Source organism: Caenimonas sp. SL110, assembly GCF_001044395.1.
Lineage (GTDB): Bacteria > Pseudomonadota > Gammaproteobacteria > Burkholderiales > Burkholderiaceae_C > Ramlibacter.
The window spans coordinates 1-18,059 of sequence record NZ_JANU01000029.1 but is presented as its reverse complement, the minus strand read 5'-3'; the positions used below and the strand labels follow the sequence as shown (position 1 = coordinate 18,059).

16 protein-coding genes are annotated in these 18,059 nt (G+C 64.3%); 8 read left to right on the top strand and 8 right to left on the bottom strand.

Annotated features, from left to right (window positions below):
• Nucleotides 1–48 precede the first annotated feature (48 nt).
• The 4 genes from AQ12_RS13780 to AQ12_RS13765 all read left to right on the top strand — a co-directional run bounded on the left by AQ12_RS13780 (nt 49) and on the right by AQ12_RS13765 (nt 7,118).
• The gene (locus tag AQ12_RS13780) at nt 49–1,395 is read left to right on the top strand and encodes a hypothetical protein (protein ID WP_152682796.1); all 1,347 of its coding nucleotides are present in this window, start codon (nt 49–51) and stop codon (nt 1,393–1,395) included.
• A 27-nt stretch (nt 1,396–1,422) separates the two neighbouring features.
• Nucleotides 1,423–4,884, top strand: coding sequence for a cadherin domain-containing protein (locus tag AQ12_RS13775; RefSeq protein ID WP_048440512.1), 3,462 nt, complete (start codon nt 1,423–1,425; stop codon nt 4,882–4,884).
• 84 nt (nt 4,885–4,968) lie between these two features.
• Entirely contained in the window at nt 4,969–5,592 is a 624-nt protein-coding gene (locus tag AQ12_RS13770) for a hypothetical protein (protein WP_048440511.1), read from the top strand.
• Nucleotides 5,593–5,663: 71 nt separating this feature from the next.
• A complete protein-coding gene (locus AQ12_RS13765) occupies nt 5,664–7,118 on the top strand; it encodes an RNB domain-containing ribonuclease (RefSeq protein ID WP_048440510.1) in 1,455 nt (484 codons plus the stop codon).
• Between the two features lie 145 nt (nt 7,119–7,263).
• Here the strand turns inward: AQ12_RS13765 and AQ12_RS13760 are convergent, their stop codons facing one another.
• Both AQ12_RS13760 and AQ12_RS13755 read right to left on the bottom strand, forming a co-directional pair.
• Nucleotides 7,264–8,244 carry a tripartite tricarboxylate transporter substrate binding protein gene (locus tag AQ12_RS13760; protein ID WP_048440509.1) on the bottom strand — a complete coding sequence of 327 codons (981 nt, stop codon included), beginning with the start codon at nt 8,242–8,244 and terminating at the stop codon, nt 7,264–7,266.
• A complete protein-coding gene (locus AQ12_RS13755) occupies nt 8,241–9,209 on the bottom strand; it encodes a tripartite tricarboxylate transporter substrate binding protein (protein ID WP_048440508.1) in 969 nt (322 codons plus the stop codon). The genes AQ12_RS13760 and AQ12_RS13755 overlap by 4 nt, the downstream gene beginning before the upstream one ends.
• A gap of 182 nt (nt 9,210–9,391) precedes the next feature.
• Between AQ12_RS13755 and AQ12_RS13750 the strand changes: the two genes are divergently transcribed.
• A complete protein-coding gene (locus AQ12_RS13750; RefSeq protein WP_048440507.1) occupies nt 9,392–10,381 on the top strand; it encodes a tripartite tricarboxylate transporter substrate binding protein in 990 nt (329 codons plus the stop codon).
• A 21-nt stretch (nt 10,382–10,402) separates the two neighbouring features.
• On the opposite strand, the gene AQ12_RS13745 is transcribed toward AQ12_RS13750, so the two are convergent.
• Nucleotides 10,403–11,362, bottom strand: a complete 960-nt coding sequence (locus tag AQ12_RS13745; protein ID WP_048440506.1) for a GSU2403 family nucleotidyltransferase fold protein — start codon at nt 11,360–11,362, stop codon at nt 10,403–10,405.
• Nucleotides 11,363–11,546: 184 nt separating this feature from the next.
• Here AQ12_RS13745 and AQ12_RS13740 point away from each other — a divergent pair, with 184 nt between their 5' ends.
• The 3 genes from AQ12_RS13740 (at nt 11,547) to AQ12_RS13730 (ending at nt 14,769) form a co-directional block, all read left to right on the top strand.
• Nucleotides 11,547–13,298 carry a calcium-binding protein gene (locus AQ12_RS13740; RefSeq protein ID WP_048440505.1) on the top strand — a complete coding sequence of 584 codons (1,752 nt, stop codon included), beginning with the start codon at nt 11,547–11,549 and terminating at the stop codon, nt 13,296–13,298.
• A 54-nt stretch (nt 13,299–13,352) separates the two neighbouring features.
• Complete coding sequence (locus AQ12_RS13735; protein WP_048440504.1) at nt 13,353–14,129, top strand: STAS/SEC14 domain-containing protein; 777 nt, start codon at nt 13,353–13,355, stop codon at nt 14,127–14,129.
• 136 nt (nt 14,130–14,265) lie between these two features.
• Nucleotides 14,266–14,769 carry a hypothetical protein gene (locus AQ12_RS13730; RefSeq protein ID WP_048440503.1) on the top strand — a complete coding sequence of 168 codons (504 nt, stop codon included), beginning with the start codon at nt 14,266–14,268 and terminating at the stop codon, nt 14,767–14,769.
• 74 nt (nt 14,770–14,843) lie between these two features.
• Here AQ12_RS13730 and AQ12_RS13725 read toward each other — a convergent pair whose 3' ends face one another.
• The 5 genes from AQ12_RS13725 to ybaK form a co-directional block, all read right to left on the bottom strand.
• On the bottom strand, nt 14,844–15,149 hold the full coding sequence (locus AQ12_RS13725) for a hypothetical protein (RefSeq protein WP_048440502.1): 306 nt from the start codon (nt 15,147–15,149) through the stop codon (nt 14,844–14,846).
• A gap of 64 nt (nt 15,150–15,213) precedes the next feature.
• On the bottom strand, nt 15,214–16,284 hold the full coding sequence (locus tag AQ12_RS13720; RefSeq protein ID WP_053076728.1) for a PHB depolymerase family esterase: 1,071 nt from the start codon (nt 16,282–16,284) through the stop codon (nt 15,214–15,216).
• On the bottom strand, nt 16,281–16,718 hold the full coding sequence (locus AQ12_RS13715; protein WP_048440500.1) for a CopG family transcriptional regulator: 438 nt from the start codon (nt 16,716–16,718) through the stop codon (nt 16,281–16,283). The genes AQ12_RS13720 and AQ12_RS13715 overlap by 4 nt, the downstream gene beginning before the upstream one ends.
• Nucleotides 16,719–16,786: 68 nt before the next feature.
• Nucleotides 16,787–17,416: a glycerol-3-phosphate 1-O-acyltransferase PlsY gene (gene plsY, locus AQ12_RS13710; protein WP_048440499.1), complete on the bottom strand. Its 630-nt coding sequence runs from the start codon at nt 17,414–17,416 to the stop codon at nt 16,787–16,789.
• 28 nt (nt 17,417–17,444) lie between these two features.
• Nucleotides 17,445–17,936, bottom strand: coding sequence for a Cys-tRNA(Pro) deacylase (gene ybaK, locus AQ12_RS13705; RefSeq protein WP_048440498.1), 492 nt, complete (start codon nt 17,934–17,936; stop codon nt 17,445–17,447).
• Nucleotides 17,937–18,059 lie beyond the last annotated feature (123 nt).

Here is an 18,059-nt window from a genome sequence, read left to right as displayed (position 1 = left end):
CAATGACGCTCCACTCCTATCGTTTGCCCCAAAGCTGGAGACAAGAAGTTGCCATACACCCATGCCTTGCGCACTTTCGCATTCGTTGCGGCATCGATTGCTGTTCTTTCGGGGTGCGCCACCGCGCCACCTGCCGAGCCACCCGTCGCGCTTGACACCATCGCGTGCCCGGCCGAGGTGCCGGCCGCAACGAGGTGCATGTCGGGCCGCGATGCTGCGGGCGCGCACCTGCTGATCGCGATGCCGGCCCAGTGGAACGGCACGCTGGTCCTGCATGCGCATGGGGGTCCGACGCTCGGCGCGCCGGTCTTCTCGCGCAATGTCGAGGACTTGAAGCGCTGGTCCGTCATCGTGAAGGCCGGCTACGCGTTTGCGGGGTCGAGCTTCCGCCAGGGCGGCGTGGCCGTGCGCGCTGCCGCCGAGGACACCGAGCGCCTGCGCCGCATCTTCGTGCGCCAGGTCGCCAAGCCAAAGTTCACCATCCTGCACGGCCAGTCGTGGGGCGCGAGCGTCGCTGCTGTCGGCGCATCGATGTTCACCGACGACGGCACCGGCAAGCGGCCCTATGACGCCGTGCTGCTGACCAGCGGTGTGCTTGCAGGCGGCTCACGCGTCTACGATTTCAGGCTCGACCTGCGCGTGATCTACCAGTCGCTGTGCGGCAACCATCCCAAATCCGACGAGCCGCAATACCCGCTGGCGATCGGCCTGCCCGCCGGCGCCAAGCTCACCTCGGCAGAACTTGCCGGCCGCGTCAACGAATGCCTCGCGCTGAACAAGCCAGTGGCCGAACGCACGCCCGAGCAGCAGCGCAAGGTGCAGACCATCGTCGACGTGGTGAAGATCCCGGCCAACACCATCACGAGCCATCTCACCTGGGCGACGTTTCACTTCCAGGAAATCTCGCAGCGCGCCGGTGGCCGCAGCCCGTTTGGCAACGTGGGCGCGCAATACGCCGGCTCTCCCGACGACCGCGCGCTGAACGCTGCTGTCGCGCGATACGCAGCCGACCCGCAGGCCCGCGCCGCCTTCAGCGCCGACACCGACCCCAACGGCCGCATTCCAGTGCCCGTGCTCACCGTTCACGGCGTCGGCGACACGACAGCGTTCGTCGAAAACCAGGACAGCTTCCGCCGCACGATGGAAGCCGCGGGCACCGCCGGTCATCTGGTGCAGACCTTCACGGCAGATGCGGCGCACAGCTACCTGAACGAGCCTGTCTACCCGACGCTGCTCGCCGCGCTATCGGCATGGGCGCAAGGCGGCCCCAAGCCCACGCCCGCGCAGATCGCCCAGCAGTGCGCAAGCTTCGAGCCGGCATTCGGCAAGGGATGCAGGTTCCTTCCCGATTTCAAGCCCCAGCCGCTGTCCACGCGCATCACACCGCGCCCGTAGTACCCCCACTTTTTTCTGGAGTTCCCCATGAGAGCACGCAAAGTCAAGATTGCGGAAAACGCGCCTGTCGATACACCGATCTATTCGTTCGACCACAACGGCGCGTCTGGTTTGAGTTACGCGCTTTCCGGCACAGATGCAGCCTTCTTCAAGGTATCGAGCGACGGTGTCGTCACGCTCAGGAACCCCGCCGACTACGAGGTGCGCACGCTCTACTCGTTCGACCTGCTCATCATCACGAGCACCCACACACTCACGCAGTCCATCAGGGTCGGCGTGAAGAATCTCAACGACGAAGCACCCGTCTTCACGTCGGGCGGCAAGGGCTTTGTCGCCGAGGGCGAGCGTGTGGTCTATCGCGCAAGCACCACCGATGCAGACCAGCCGTTTCGCCAGGCCAACTTCAGCCTGACCGGGCAAGACGCGCACCTGCTGGAAATCTCGCGCTCGGGCGTCGTCCGGCTGCTGGAGCCCGCTGACCACGAGACTCGCACGAGCTACGACTTCAACGTGGTTGCCAACGACGGCGTGAACACGACCGTGCGCGCCGTGCATGTGACCGTGGACAACGCCAACGACACTGCGCCGGTGTTCACGTCCGGCAGCACCGGCAGCGTCACCGAGAACGCACCGACCTCCACGGCGATCTACACCGCGACCACCACCGATGCCGACGGCCTCGGGGCGCCGGACTACTCGCTGTCTGGCGCGGATGCAGCGCTGCTCAACATCTCCAGCGAGGGCGTGGTCACGCTCAAGGCATCTCCCGATTACGAAGTGAAGGCGAGCTACGAATTCAACGTCATCGCAGACGACGGCGAGCAGACTGCAACTCAGGCCGTCGTGGTCTCGGTCATCAACGTCGCGCCCACCCTTGCCATCACCAGTTCCGCCGACCTGCTGCAAGACGGTGAATCGGCAACGATCACATTCACCTTCAGCGAAGACCCGGGCACCAGTTTCATCGCGGGCGATATTGCAGTGTCGGGCGGCACGCTCACGGGCCTCACCGGCACGGGCCTGGTGCGCACCGCAACCTTCACCGCCGCCACCAGCGCCAACCTCAGCACAGGCGGCAAGGTCACCGTGTTGCCGGGCAACTTCACCGACCTGGCAGGCCTGGCAGGCGTCGCCGCCGAGGGCACAGGCGCACTGGCTCCCAGCGTCAGCATCGCAACCGTGTTCAATGAAGTCCTGTTCGTGGGCAACAGCGCGACATTCGGCCGCGCCGATCCGGTCATGTCGTACAACACCTGGGACGCGCAGACCAACCCCGGCGGCGTGCATGACCTCACCTCACCCGATCGCGGCGGCAACTTCGCCAACCAGACCGGCGCCAACCTGTACGAGCCGCACAACTGGGGCGGCGTGCCGGGCCTGGTGGACATGTTCGCCGACCAGGTCGGCCTGAGCTGGGATGTGTCGCTTTCGACCCGCAACGCAGCCACACTGCGCGGCCACTACCTCAACACATCGCCAGCCGCATGGGACCTGCGCGGCAACATCTCGGGCCAGGAATGGGACATCGTCGTGCTGCAGGACCAGACCGATGAACCCCTGCCCGGCGGCTCCGGCTCCATCACCTTCGCCCCCGGCAGTTCGACGGCCACGCTGATCGTCACGCCCACCAGCGACGCACTCAAGGAATACGACGAGACGCTCTCGCTCACGCTGTCAGCCGACGCGGCCTACCGCGTGGGCACCAGCAGCGCAGTGACCACCACCATCCAGAACGACGACCCCACGGCACCCGTCACCGATCCGGCGCTGCCTACGATCACGCTGGTGGCTGCACAGGGCTCGGCTGCCGAAGACGGCGCAGGCAACCTTGTCTTCACCTTCACGCGAACCGGTGCCACGACGAATGCCATCACGATCAACTTTGCAGCGACCCGCGATGGCTCGACCGCACCTTCGATCACAGCGGACCTGGAGCACTACAACATCGCCACGGGCGCGTTTGTCGGTACGAGCGCCACGGGCAGCTCAGCCTATCGGTTTAGCAGCGGCGGCGGATTTGAAACCAGCGGCTCGACCGCAGCGCCGACCACCACCGGCAGCATTTCATTCACCAGCAGCACCGGCACCATCGTCATCCCGGCCGGTCAGACATCGGCCAGCATCACGCTCGACCCCAAGTCCGACGCGACGATTGAATCCGACGAGTCGGTCAAGCTCACGCTGTCATCCAACGCCAACTACAACGTCGGCACCGCAGGCGAAGTCAAGGCCACCATCGTCAACGACGACTTCGCGGTCGGCACCGACCTGACCCTGCCCAACGTGACGCTATCGCTGAGTTCGGCCGCCAGCGCCTACGAGAGCGCCGGACAAAGCCTGATCTACACCTTCACCCGCAGCGGCAGCACGACCAGCGCGCTGACAGTGAAGTTCAAGGAAGACGGCACGGCTACCTACTTCTCGGGCGAGCCGACCCAGTCCGACTTCGGCATTTCCACCACCGGCGCCACGGCAGCGTCGCTGGAAACCACCTCTGGCAGCAACGCCGACATCCCCGCGTTCGAGCAGTACGCGACGCTGATCGAAAACTACATCCACACCGGCGCCGCCGACGGTGCCATTGCCGCGAACCCCAACGCCAGCGAAGAGACCGACGTGTACCTGTACGCGACATGGGCTCGCCCCGACATGGTCGCCGGTGCCTGGGACATGCTCACCGAGAAGATCCTGCAGCCAAACGGCGCCTACACAGGCGGCACGATCTCGCAGTCGGACACCAAGGCCACGGCCTACTACCTCACGCTCGAAGAGATGAGCGCCGACCTCACCGCCGCGTACACCCACCTGGCCGAGACCAACACCGATTTCGTCGGCGTCGCGCCGGTGAGCACGGCCTTCATGGCCGCCGTGCAGGCAGGCCTTGCGATCCGCGATCCGTACACCGAGACCGAAACAGACAGCGTCAGCACCGGCCAGATCAACCTCTGGTTTGACGACAACCTGCACGCCAGCAAGTACGGCTCGTACCTCGCAGGCCTCACATTGTTTGAAACGATGACGGGACTCGATGCGCGTGTGCTGGGCGCGGGCGATGTCGTGGCGCAAGACCTGGGCATCGATGCAGCGACTGCAGTGGCGCTCCAGCAGGTGGCATCGGCCACGCTGGGCTTCGACCAGACGTACCACTGGAGCGCACCGGGCGCCGTCACGGACCTGGGCGGCACCCATGAATCAGCCACGCTGGCAACGGCAGGCGCGTTTACCTTCGTCGATGCAGCATTCGCCGAACACTCGGTGAGCGTGCAATCGCAGGACGGCAATCTGGGAACACTCACGGCGCAAATTCGCTCGGACGGTCATGCCGGACAGGTCAACTGGCTCTACACGGTGAACAACCAGGTCGCGGACCCGCTGCTGGCACCGGGCGCCGGGCGCATGGAGTACTTCACCGTGACGCTCGATGACGGCAACGGCCATTCGAGCGTGGAGATCATCGGTGTGAGCCTGACCGGACAGCTCGAAATCTGACGGGGCATGGCGAGCGCGAGACCAAAGACTCGTGCAGGCTTTCCCTAGTTACCGGGGGACCCGCGGGCCGGAAAGATCGCGGGCATGATTTCCAGTTCCACCACGGCGGGCCGACGTGCCTCGCAAGCCGGCCATGCCCGGCTCGCAGCGGCCATGCGAGTCGAGACCCCCTTGCCCCGCCGCCATGGCGAGCCGCCGCAGCGCGGGCTTCATTTTGTCCATGGAAAAGCGGGTGAGCATGTGCAACTCGAATTTTCCGAACTGGAACAAAAGAGTTTTTCGTTTCCCCCGGCCATGGGCTTCGGACCCTGCGGCAGCTATGTCGACGACATGGGCTACATACAGCGGCGAGGCAGCTTCATGCCCGAGCGGCTTCTTCACGGCACGCGCCAGTTCGTGCAAATTCTGCAAACTCAGGACGACGCAGTCCTTGTGCGCCAGACCATGGAGCAGGCGGCTGTCCCCGGCTTTCACAGCAAGAACCGCCATGCCCCCAATTGCGTGGGCGCCGCAGGCGAAGTGATCAGCGCGGTGCTCAAGACCGCACCCCTCGCGCCGACCGGGCAGTACGTGTCGGGCCCGGAACTCGCTGATCGCATACGTGCGGTACTAGGCAGCAGGGGCATCGACACGGCTGCCGAGCCGCCACGCGCGCAGGAACCCGCTGGACTTGGTGGATCGGCCTATGGCGGCTCGATTTACGACTGACGAGCGCGCTTGCAACCGCACGGGCTGATATTCGGCGGTAGAGTAGTCAGGCAAAAATCACTGCCTGATACATGAATCCCATCGACCTGCGCCAGATCGCCATTGAAGCCATGAAGACGCGCGATCTGCGGCCCGCCTTCGCGCCCGAAGCGCTGCGCGAAGCAGAGGCTGCGCGCACCAAAGCGCCGGAGCGAAGCGGCGACATTCGCGACCTGCGGCACCTGCTGTGGTTTTCAATCGACAACGACGACACGCGCGACCTCGACCAGCTCAGCTTTGCGCAGGAGCACCCTGACGGCGGAACGCGGCTGCTGGTGGCCATCGCCGATGTCGATGCGCTGGTCAAGCCGGACCGCGCGATCGACGAACACGCGGGCGCCAACACCACATCGGTCTATACCGCAGCCGGCGTCTTTCCGATGCTGCCGGAGTTGCTGTCCAACGACCTGACCTCGCTGCACGAGTCGCAGGAGCGGCTGGCCGTTGTCGTGGACATGCGGGTAGCGCCTGATGGTGCGGTGGCGCAGGCAGACGTGTACCGCGCGACGGTTTTCAACCACGCCAAGCTGGCCTATGACGCCGTGTCTGCATGGCTGGACGGACAAGCGCCGCCCCTGCCGAAGCTCGCGCAGGTGCCGGGCCTGGAAGAGCAGTTGCGGCTGCACGATGCACTGGCATCGCGGCTTCGGCAGCTGCGCAGCGACCGCGGCGCATTGAACCTGAAGTCGAGCGCAGCGCGCCCGGTATTCAAGGACGGTGAGCTGGTTGACCTGCAACCCGACGAGAAGAATCGCGCCAAGGATCTGATTGCCGACCTGATGATTGCGGCCAATGGCGCAACGGCCCGCTACCTCGTGGAAAAGGGTTTTCCTTCGCTGCGGCGTCTGCTGCAGGCGCCCCGGCGCTGGGACCGCATCGTCGCGCTTGCGGCTTCGCATGGTGTCGCCTTGCCCGCAGAGGCCGATGCGCTGGCGCTCGATGGCTTTTTGCAGCTTCGCCGCAAGGCCGACCCCGAAGGGTTTGCCGACCTGTCGCTGTCGGTGGTGAAGATGCTGGGCGCGGGCGAGTATTCGGCTGGCGCTGCGGGCGTCAAATCGCAGGGGCACTTTGGATTGGCTGTGGCTGATTACGCTCACTCCACCGCACCGAACCGCCGCTATCCCGACCTCATCACGCAGCGCCTGCTCAAGGCCGCCATCGCAGGCGACGCGCCGCCCTATGACGCAGAGGCGCTCGCCGCGATTGCCAGCCACAGCACCACGCAGGAAAACAATGCGAACAAGGTCGAGCGGCAGGTATTGAAGGCTGCAGGTGCCTGGCTGCTGCATGACCGCATCGGCGAGTCATTCGATGCCATCGTGACCGGCGCAGCGCCCAAGGGCACCTTCGTGCGCATTCACCGCCCGATGCTCGAGGGCCGCGTCGTGCGCGGGTTTGAAGGACTCGATGTGGGTGATGTGCTGCGTGTGCGGCTGGTGGCGGTCGATGCGCTTCAAAGCTTCATCGACTTCGAGCGGGTGACTTGAGGCTGTCATTGCGGGCTCGATGCGCAATCCATGTCTTCAACGGCCGTCGCCGCTGCGCGGTGGATGCCGGATCAAGTCCGGCATGACAGCCGGGCTGTCATTGCGGGCTCGATGCGCAATCCATGTCTTCAACAGCCGTCGCCATTCAATCCGCCGTCAGTTTCCGATCCATGATGATCTTCTTCCACGTCGCGCGATCGGCGTTGGTCATCGCGATGAACTGCTGCGGCGTGCCGCCCACGGGCTCGATCCCCAGCCGCGCGAGACGCTCTTTCACATCGGCATCCTGCAGGGCCTGATTGACGGCAGTGCTCAATCGCATCACCACATCGTTGGGCAGGCCCTTGGGTCCATACAGGCCAAACCAGGTCACCGCAACAAAACCCGGAATCGTCTCGGCAATCGCTGGCAGATCGGGCATCAAGGGCGAGCGCTTCGCGGTCGTGATGCCCAATGCGCGCAGGCGCCCTTCCTTCACGTGCGGCAAGCCGCTGGGCAGCGAATCGAGCAACAGATCAAGCTTGCCACTCACCAGATCAGGAATGGCCAGCGCGGTGCCGCGATACGGAATGTGAACCAGGTACAGCCCGGCCATCGCCTTGAAGTACTCGGTGCCCAGATGCACAACGGTGCCGTTGCCACTGCTTGCATAGTTGAGCTTGCCGGGGTTCTTGCGCGCGAGATCGACCCACTCCTTCACCGTCTTCGCAGGTGAGCTGTTGGGCACCAGCATGATGCTCGGTGCATTGCCCACATGGGTGATGGGCGTGAAGTCGGCGACCGCGTCGTAGGGAACCTTGCCGAAGCTCGGTCCGATGCTGTGGGTGCTGCTGGTCGCCAGCAGCAGGGTGTAGCCGTCGGGCGCGGATTTGGCCGCGAGGTCCGAGCCAATCGTGCCGCCTGCACCGGGCTTGTTGTCCACGACGACCGTGGTGCCCAGGCGCTCACCGAGCTTTTGCGAAACGGCGCGGGCAAAGATGTCGGTCGCACCGCCCGCCGGAAACGGCACCACCAGCCGGATCGGCCTGGTGGGGTAAGTCTGTGAAGACTGCGCAAGGGCTGCAGGCACTGCAGCGAGGGCACCTGCAGCGATCAGCAGCGCGGAGAAGATTCTGGAAAATGTCATTCGGCTTTCGCACCTGAGAATTGCACGATCTTCGCCCATTTCTCGGTTTCCATCCGGTGGATCGCCCAGAACTGCTCGGGCGTGCCGCCGATCGGCAGGCCGCCCAGGTCCGCAAACTTCGCCTTCATGGCCGGATCGGCCAGCGCCGCGTTGATCTCGCGATTCAGGCGCGCCACGATGTAAGGCGGTGTGCCCTTGGGCGCAGCGATGCCGAACCAGGCGCTCGCCTCGTATCCGGGCACCGTTTCTGCAATGGCCTGAACATCGGGCAAGGCGGGCGAGCGCTGCGTGCTGGTCACGCCGATGGCGCGCACCGTGCCCGCGCGAATGTGGCTGATGATGGACGGCATGTTGTCGAAGATCACATCGACCTGCCCGCCGATCAGGTCCACCGTGGCGGGGCCCGCACCCTTGTACGGAATGTGCTTCATGCTCACGCCCGCCATCGACTTGAACATCTCGCCCGACAGGTGCACCGAAGTGCCCGCGCCCGACGAAGCCATGTTCACCTTGTCCGGATTCTTCTTCGCGTAGTCGATGAACTCGGCGACAGTCTTTGCCGGAAAGTTCTTGGTAACCGTCATCACGTTGGGCACGCGAATGAGACCACCCAGCGGCACCATGTCGTCCAGGAAGTTGAACGACAGCTTCTGGTAGAGGCTCGCGTTGATCGCATTGGCCGGGTTGACCAAAAAGATCGTGTGGCCGTCGGCGGGCGAGCGGATCGCCATTTCGGTGCCGATGTTGTTGCCGCCACCGGCCCGGTTTTCAACCACGACCTGCTGGTTGAGCCGCGTGGAAAGCCACTGCCCCATCAGTCGCGCGAGGATGTCGGTCGTGCCGCCCGGCGGGTACGACACGATGAATTTGACGGGCTTGGTGGGGTAGTCCGGATCGGCCGCCCCTGCAGCGAAGGCGCTGCAAAGCAGGACCAGAGCCGAGACGAGTTTTTGCAGCAATCGCATGAAATCTCCTGTGATGTTGGGAAATGCAAGCTCACCTGGACGTGTCGCAGACAGCGTATAGGCAGGCCGGACCCAGCGTCAATCGGTGAAGTCGAGTGCAACTTTTGCCTACCGCTGGACAACCCCGAGCACCGGGAGCGGCAGCGGGTGATAACCTCATCGCGCCTTTTCGAAAGCCTCAAATGAACCACCGTCCCGTTTCACGTTTGCTGCGCGCGCTCGCAATCACCTCTGCCGCCGCGCTGCTGAATCCCGCTGCAGCCCTTGCACAGGCCTTTCCTCCGGCCAAGCCCATCACGCTGGTCGTTGGCTTTGCGCCCGGTGGGGCCGCAGACGCTGCGGCCCGGCTCATCGCCAAAAAGCTGGGCGAGAACATCGGCCAGACCGTCCTTGTCGAAAACAAGGCTGGCGCAGGCGGCAACATCGCCCACCAGCAGGTCGCGCAGGGCCCCGCCGACGGCACCATGCTGCTGCTGGGCTCGATCGGCCCGCTCACCATTGCGCCGCACATGATGAAGCTTGCCTACGACCCGTTCAAAGATCTGGCTGCCATCTCTGGCGGGGTGAATTTTCCGAACCTGCTGGTGGTGCATCCGGGCGCGGGCATCAAGAACATGGCGGACTTCCTGGCGGCGGCCAGGAAGGCACCCAACAATGTGTCGTACGCCTCGACAGGCAACGGTTCCGCATCGCATCTGGCGGGCGAACTCTTCGCGGCGCGCACCGGCACTGAAATGCTGCACGTGCCCTACAAGGGCGGCGCGCCTGCGATGAACGACCTGCTGGGGGGCCGATTCACCGGCTACTTCTCTGCACCACCGACCTCGCTGCCGCACGTCGAGTCGGGCAAGCTGATTCCGCTGGCGACCACGGGGCTCACGCGCCCCGCCTACATGCCCAACATTCCGACCGTGGCCGAGTCGGGCCTGCCCGGATTCGAGGCGCTCAACTGGTATGCATTCGTGGGCTCGTCAAAGATGCCCGCGGCGATGCTCGACCGCTACAACCTTGAAATCGTCAAGGTGCTCAATGACCCCGGCGTCCGCGAAGCGCTCCTGAAGCACGGCCTGTCCGCGCATCCCACCACGCGCGCCGAACTCACCGAGTTCATGCACAAGGAATCGACCAAGTGGGCGCAGATCGTGAAGGACAGGAATATCAGGCCGGAGTGAAACCGCCGCGCAGATTTCGGCTCAGCTTTGCGGACGCTCAAGACGATGAAGGTACTCGTCCCAGAGTTGCTGGACTACTTTTGCCTGGAGCCGGTCTTTGGGCGCCTTCTGCGGATCGCGCCCCTTGAGCTTTGAAAGGCGCTGCTTCAGCCGGATGAAGTCCAGCGGATGGAGCGTCCTCATCATGGCCATCTCACCGCTGACACCGATCACCAGCTGCTCGAACCGCCGTCCACTGGCAATCTTGTCGCCATCGGCAATTTGCACCGCCCAAAAATCGTCTTCGTCCTCCGACATCAGCATCGGGTGAGGATCGTCACCCGTGGCCTTTCTGCGTATGACATCAATCTCGAACCCGTCGTCATTGACGGCCGTCTGGAGTTGATTGCGCATGACCTTGAACGTTGGATCGGCTTTTCGCAGGATGCCGATCAGCGAGCCCGCACCTCCCTTTTGCAGCGTGGTTGCAAACGCCAGTCGCTGCCGCGCGTCGAACAGCAGATCCAGGTCCATGGTTGCGAGCGCACCGGGCTCCACACGCACACCGGCTGCAGTCTCATAGGCGTAGACAGAGTGCGTCCCGATCACCATGAAGTTGTCGGCGACGCCAGCTGCATCGAGTGCGGCCAGTGCGCGAACCACGATTGTCGGCACCCGGCCGACGCGATAGACGCGATTGAGCTTTCGCTGTTCTTCAAGGCGCTTTTTCAATGCAGCCAGACGCATCTGTGCTGGCTTTTTTCGCGCCTGAAAATTCTCGAACATCTGCACGGTGCGCTCGTCTTTCGGACCCAGCGATTTCTGGGCGCCGCTTGCGCTCGCCCGAATCAGGTACGTGCCGCCGCCCACCTGCTTCCAGGTCATCGAGCCCTTGACTTGCGACGCCTCACGACGCGCAGCATTGAAAGCGCGCCAGGTGCTTTGTGCGTTCACCAACTCGCGAAGCTGCGACTCATCAAGTTCCAGCAGCTGATGGACCATATCCAGTTTCCGACTAAATCAAGATTTATGCAATTTACTCGGAAATACATTTAAATTCAACGACATACCATAAATTTCCATATTGACCGCGAGTCAGCATATTCATCTCTTCATGCAGAATCGGCGCACGACCATCTGGTGCGCAATTCATTTCGCACCACCCCAGCAGTAACAGGAGCGCAACTTGGCAACTTTCAACGGCGGCCCCAACAACGACACGCTTGTGGGCACCACCAACGCCGACACCATCTTCGGCTTTTCCGGCAACGACTACCTCGAAGGCCGCGATGGCAATGACTCTCTCGATGGCGGCGACGGCGACGACATCGTCTATGCCAGCTCGGGCAACGACACGCTGCAGGGTGCCACGGGCGATGACGGCCTTGCGGGGGACCTGGGCGACGACTTCATCAATGGCGGTGCCGATTTCGACCTCGCGTTCTACGACGCAGCACCCTCGGGAGTCACCGTCAGTCTCGCGACGGGCCTGTCCAGCGGCGGTGACGGCAACGACACCCTCACCGGCATAGAGGGGCTGATCGGCTCCAACTACAACGATTCGCTGACGGGTGACGCCAAAGACAACGACCTGTACGGCGGCGCGGGCCTGGACACCTTGACTGGAATGGACGGCAACGACTACCTGCAGGGCGATAACAGCGACGACCTGCTGGTGGGCGGCAACGGCAACGACGTGCTGGCCGGGGGCAATGGCAGCGACTTCCTCGATGGTGGTTCCGGGGTGGACACGGGCGGCTACGCACTCAACCAGCTGCGCAGCGCCTACTCGGTGCAGGTGTACGGCACTGGCCTGACGGTCGAACGCGCCGGTGAGGGGCGCGACACCCTGTCGGGTGTCGAGGTGCTGAGCTTCCAGGACGGCGACTTCGTCGTCACCACGACCGGCGCCGGACTGCTCGCCGCGCAAGTGGTGGGCACGCTGTTCGGCACGGTGGGCCTGGCCAACCCGGCCCTGGTGGGCTATTACTTCGAGCTGTTCCAGTGGGGCCTCACGCTGGAAGAGGTCTCCAGCATCGCTGTCGCATCCGACGAATTCGCGCTGGCGGCCGGATCGCATTCCGATATCGATTTCGTCAATGCCATGTACAAGAATGTGGCCGGCGTGCTGCCGTCTGCGCCGGTGCAGGCCGAACTGGTCGGCTACCTGCAAGCCGGCTACAGCCAGGGCTATATCGCCTCTGTCGCAGCCGACATTTTCGGCATGCGTTCCACCGACCTGAAGTTCGAAGCCGATGTCGCATCGGTGAAGCTGGGTGTGGATTCCGCCGAGTCCATCACCGGCGATGCGGGCGAGCAGCACATCGTCGGACGTGGCGGCAATGACACCATCACGGGCCTGGGTGGCAGCGACACGATCGACGGCGGCAGCGGCATTGACCGGGCTGTCTATACCAAGGCCAGGGCCGACTATTCCGTCACGCACAACGACGTGGGGCTGGTGGTGGACGACCTGGCCAACACCGACCTGGACAAACTCATCTCGATTGAACGCGTGTCATACACCGACACAAACGTGGCGTACGACATCGCATCGGGCCATGCCGGCACCGCTGCCAAGATCATCGGCGCCCTGTTCGGTGTCGCGGCGCTGCAGGAAAAGGCGCTCGTAGGCCAATACATCGCCATGCTCGACTCCGGCATGAGCCAGGAGGCGGTCGTGGGCGTGGCGGCTGCATCGGACCGCTTTGGCAGCGAAGCCGGCGGCCACAGCAACCAGCAGTTCGCAGAGCGCATCTATCTCAACATCGCCGGCGTGGCAGGAACTCCGGATGCGATCGCGCCCATCGTCCACATCCTGGATACCGGCAATTCGCAAGCGGTGATCGGCACGCTCGCTGCCGAGCTTGACTACAACATCGCGCACATCGGCCTGGCGGGCCTTGCGCAGACAGGGCTGCAATACGAGCTGATCTGAGGCCGCGCAGTCGGGCATTGCCCCATCCGGCTGCGGGCACGCTACAGTCGAGCCATGCGACCCCCACCTGCCGAAGTCACCGAAGGCGCAGCCTCTCGTGCGCCCCAGGCCGGGCCGATGCAGATCCGCATCGTGCGGCAAAAGGACTTCATGGGGCTCGAAGCGGCGGGCTCGCTTGACCTGGGGACCCTGCTGGAGGTCATCGCCAAGCTGGGCACCCTGACCCGGCAAAGCGGCGAGCAGCGCGTGCTTTTTGACCTGCTTCACCTGGACGGCCAACCGCAGGTTGCCGGGCAGATGCAGGTCGGCGACCAGATCGGCAAGAGCCTGTCACACGTCCAGCGCGTGGCCTCTGCCGTTCCCGTCGACCGCATCACACATGCCAGCGAAAACGTCGCGCGCACCCATGGCGTCACCATGAAGGTGTTCGGCGACAGGGACACGGCCATTGCATGGCTTCGCGAGGGCAGCACACCCGAAGAAGCGGCGGCACCTGCTGTCAGGACCTCATCGCTCGATCCGGCGCGCTCGGCCATCTGGGCTGCAGTGCGGCACCTGTTTCCGCCGCACGCGCAGGCCATACAGCTGCCCACCGGAACCCTGGCCATCTCGTGGCCGATCTCCAAGCAGCAGCACCGCGACGCGCGCTACGAAATGGCCACGCCGATCACCGTTCGCCTGGAACCCGACCTGCTGGAAAGCCTCAACGTGGCCACGGCCGAACAGCGCAAGCGCATCGCATCCAACCAGGAAGCAGCCTTCCGCGCCGGGATGATCGGCTACGACCCGTACACGGCGGTGCCCAAGGCGCGAGTCATCGTCCTGGGCTGAACAGGCCCCTCATCAATCTCGTCTGACAACTGCCTGCGCGGCGTGCCGACAGGCTGGGCTTTTTGAGTCCGTCAAGCTGGACTGCCGCCGACGAAATGCCGAGCGGACAGATCCAACTTCATCCAGGAGATAAGCCATGACAGACAAGAAGCCAAGCAATCCCGATCCCATCACCGGCGAGCCGGGCGCTCATCCTGTTGGCACCGGCATGGGTGCGACAGGCGGCGCGGTCGCAGGCGCTACCGTGGGCTCGGTCGCAGGTCCGATCGGCACGGTTGCAGGCGCCGTCATCGGCGCTGTTGCAGGCGGCATGGCCGGCAAGGCTGCAGCCGAAGGCGTGAACCCCACGGTGGAAGACAGCTACTGGCGCGAGAACTACAACAAGCACCCCAGCTACAAGTCCGACTACACCTATGACGACTACGCGCCAGCCTTCCGCTCGGGTTACACCGGCTGGGAGCGTGCACAGGCATCGGGCGGCAAGTCGTTCGACTCGATCGAACCCAGCTTGCGCAGCGACTGGGAAAAAGCCAGGGGCAAGTCGCGCCTGAACTGGGAAGAAGCCAAGAGCGCCTCGCGCGCTGCATGGGACCGCATCGAGCGCGCCATGCCCGGTGACGCCGACGGCGACGGCCGGTAAGACCTGACCCGCGCAACGAACAAGCCGCCCCACCGGGCGGCTTTTTTGTGGGCGTTCGCGTTGAAGAAAAGTCGTCAGACCTTGCGCCTGATCGCACTGCCGATGGGCAGGTAGCGCAGCAGCTTCACGGCTCCATCGCGGCCGCTGGCAGCGCGCCCCACCAGCGCGGTGCCAGCCATCAGGCCCAGCGTGCGCAGCAACAGCGACGGGCTCCTGCGCGACAGCAGCCATACGCCGATGCCGGCGCCCAGCACCATCCAGTGTTCACCGGGGATGCCCGGGCGGGCATCGTCGGCGGCCTTGATTTCCTTGAGCGTCTCGACGGCAGAATCAACGGCGGATTGGGCTGCGGTGGGTTCTTGGTAGCGGATGATTTTCATGTGTTCATGCTACGAAGCCGGGCGCGGCGGCTGCGTAGGAATCCGCCGCGATCTGAGCCGCAAATTACTGCGAAACCGGTCGGGGGTGCTCCAGGAAGAACCGGACCATCTCGGCGCTGGCATCCGGGCCGCGCGAGTCGGTGTACGAGCCCGCGGCCGATCCGCCCGACCATGCATGAGGCGAACCATGCACGACCCAGTGCTCGGCCACGACGCGTCCGGTGAACTGCTCGGTGTGGACATGTCGGGTGGCTGCTCGCGCATCGGCGGCATCAACGCTGTGCGTCTCGACCAGCGAAGCGCCGGCTGTCGAAGATGCGATCACGCTGTCGCCATTGGACGGGTGCACAGTCGAGTCGGCATCGCCATGAAACACGATCGTGGGCACGCCTTGCATGGCGTTCGACCCGGCTGGCGCACCGCTTCGCATGGCTGACAGCGCTGCGGACAGGTCCGTTGCAGAGCTGGCCGCCAGACCGGAGTGAACGCCAACCGCTGCGTACAGGTCGGGATAGGTCGCGCCCAGGATGGCCGCCATCGCCCCGCCGGCTGAGAGTCCTGCAACATAGACGCGGTTCGCATCGATCGAATACTGCGCCATCACGGCGCGCGTCATGCCGGCGATCACCTCGGGTTCGCCCCGGCCGCGCTGCTGGTGGGTGTGCTTGAACCAGTTCCAGCATCCCTGGGGGTTGGCCTGCCTCGACTGCGCCGGGTACAGGACATAAAAGCCCTGCTGCGCTGCCAGCTCGTTCATGGCGGTTCCGGCTGCGAAGTCGTCGGGGTTCTGTTTGCAGCCATGGAGCATGACCACGAGCGGCAACGACCCGGCCTGCGCGCCATCGGCTGCGCCCGGCGGGACGAACAGTTTGTAGTCGCGTTGCATGGCACCGCTGGTGTGCGTGCCGGTGATGAACTGTGAAGACGCCGCAGCGCCGGTGGTGTCCGCGGTGTGATGGGCCGCAGGGTCGATGGCGTCGGTGAGTTCACGCGCCTGCACGTCGATGACTTCGGAAGTGGGCACAGGGCTGGAGGACGGGCTGGAGGACGGCATGGCGCCATGGAGCGCGGCCTGGATCTTCGCGGTCGCCTGCATCAGTTTCTGGAGCGTGGGGTTCATGGGTACTGCTTTCATGCGCCGCTCATGCGGCTTTTCAGGGCTTCCTTCACCGCCGGACTTGCATGAAGCACGCCCAGCACGGTGATGGATTCGATGGTGGCAAGCGCCAACGCCGGGGTGACGTCAGCTGCGATGGAAGCCAGCCCGAGCACGCGGATCTGCAACACCTGCCCGGCCGCCTTGACGGCCTTGAGCTCTTGCGCGGTGAAGTTCTGGATACCCAGCACCAGTGTCTTGCGCGCGATGACCTGCCGGACGACATCCTGGTGCGTGCCCAGCTGGTTGCGGATCGCCGTGCGGATGAGGTCGGTGCGGTTGTTGTAGAAGCCCTCCTGGACCAGCAGGTCGATCTGGCCGAGATCGACACAACCCAGGTTGATCGTGATCTTCTCGTCGGCGGGCTTGGGTGCGGCAGATTTCGCTGCGAGGGTGGCGCTACGGGGTGGCATGAAACCATCCTAGCACCATCCAGGTGGATGGTGCGTAGGACGCGATCCCACCGGACCGGACGGGACGATCAGGCTTTTTTCGAGCCCAGTCGCGATTCAGTTCCCTTGAGCAGCCGCGCGATGTTTTCCTGGTGCCGCCAGCCCAGCAGCACGGCCATCGCGGCCAGGGCGATGGCCACTGCCGTATCCGAATACCAGGCCACGCCGTGACCGAGCAGGTAATACAGCGGCGCGAACACAGCCGACACCAGCGAGGCGAGCGACGAGTAGCGAAAGAAGAACGCGATGATCAGCCATGTCAGCGCTGTCGCCAGGCCGAGCCAGAGGTTGATGCCGAAAACGACCCCGATAAAAGTCGCCACGCCCTTGCCGCCCTTGAAGTGAAAGAACACGGGCCACAGGTGCCCCAGGAATGCGGCGAGCCCCACCATCGCCATCGCTCCTTCTTCCATGCCGAACGGAGCGCCATAGCGACGCACCAGCAGCACCGGGATCAGGCCCTTCAACGCATCGAGCAGCAGCGTGACGATGGCAGCGGGCTTGCTGCCCGAACGCAGCACATTGGTCGCGCCGGGGTTCTTGCTGCCAAAGGTGCGCGGGTCCTGGAGCCCCATCACACGGCTGACGAGGACCGCGAACGACAACGAGCCGACCAGATAGGCGGCGAGCACCGCGAGGATGGAATGGATGTAAGGCAAGGCGGTTGTCTCCGGCGTGTGCGACTGGCTATTCTGCCAGCGCGCAATTCACCGTCCTTGCACCGAGCAACTGCACGCAAACCTGAGGATCGATGCCCACAAGATAGCCGCGCCGACCGCCGTTGAGCACGATGCGCGGCAACCGGGCGATGCTCTCTTCGATGTAGACCGGCATCGCCTTGCGCGTGCCGAACGGGGACGTGCCGCCCACCAGATAACCGCTGTGCCGGTTGGCTACCTCCGGCTTGCATGGCTCCACCGATTTCGCGCCGATCTGCCGCGCGAGGTTCTTGGTCGACACCTTGCGGTTGCCGTGCATCAGCACGACGAGCGGCCTGGCTTTTTCGTCTTCCATGATGAGCGTCTTGATCACCGTGAACGGGTCCAGGCCCAGCACTTGCGCACTGTGCTGCGCGCCGCCGTGCTCGAGGTACTCGTAGGGATGCTCGGTGAAATCGACCTTGTTCGCCTTGAGGAAGGCAGTCGCCGGGGTTTCGCTGACGTGGTCTCTTTTAGCCATGTCTAGCCTCTACCGGCTGTCATGCCGGACTCGATCCGGCATCCACCGCGAAGCGGCAGCCGCGCTTGAGCAGAGATGGATTGCGGATCAAGCGAAGTAATCGGCCCCCTGCCGCAAATCGCG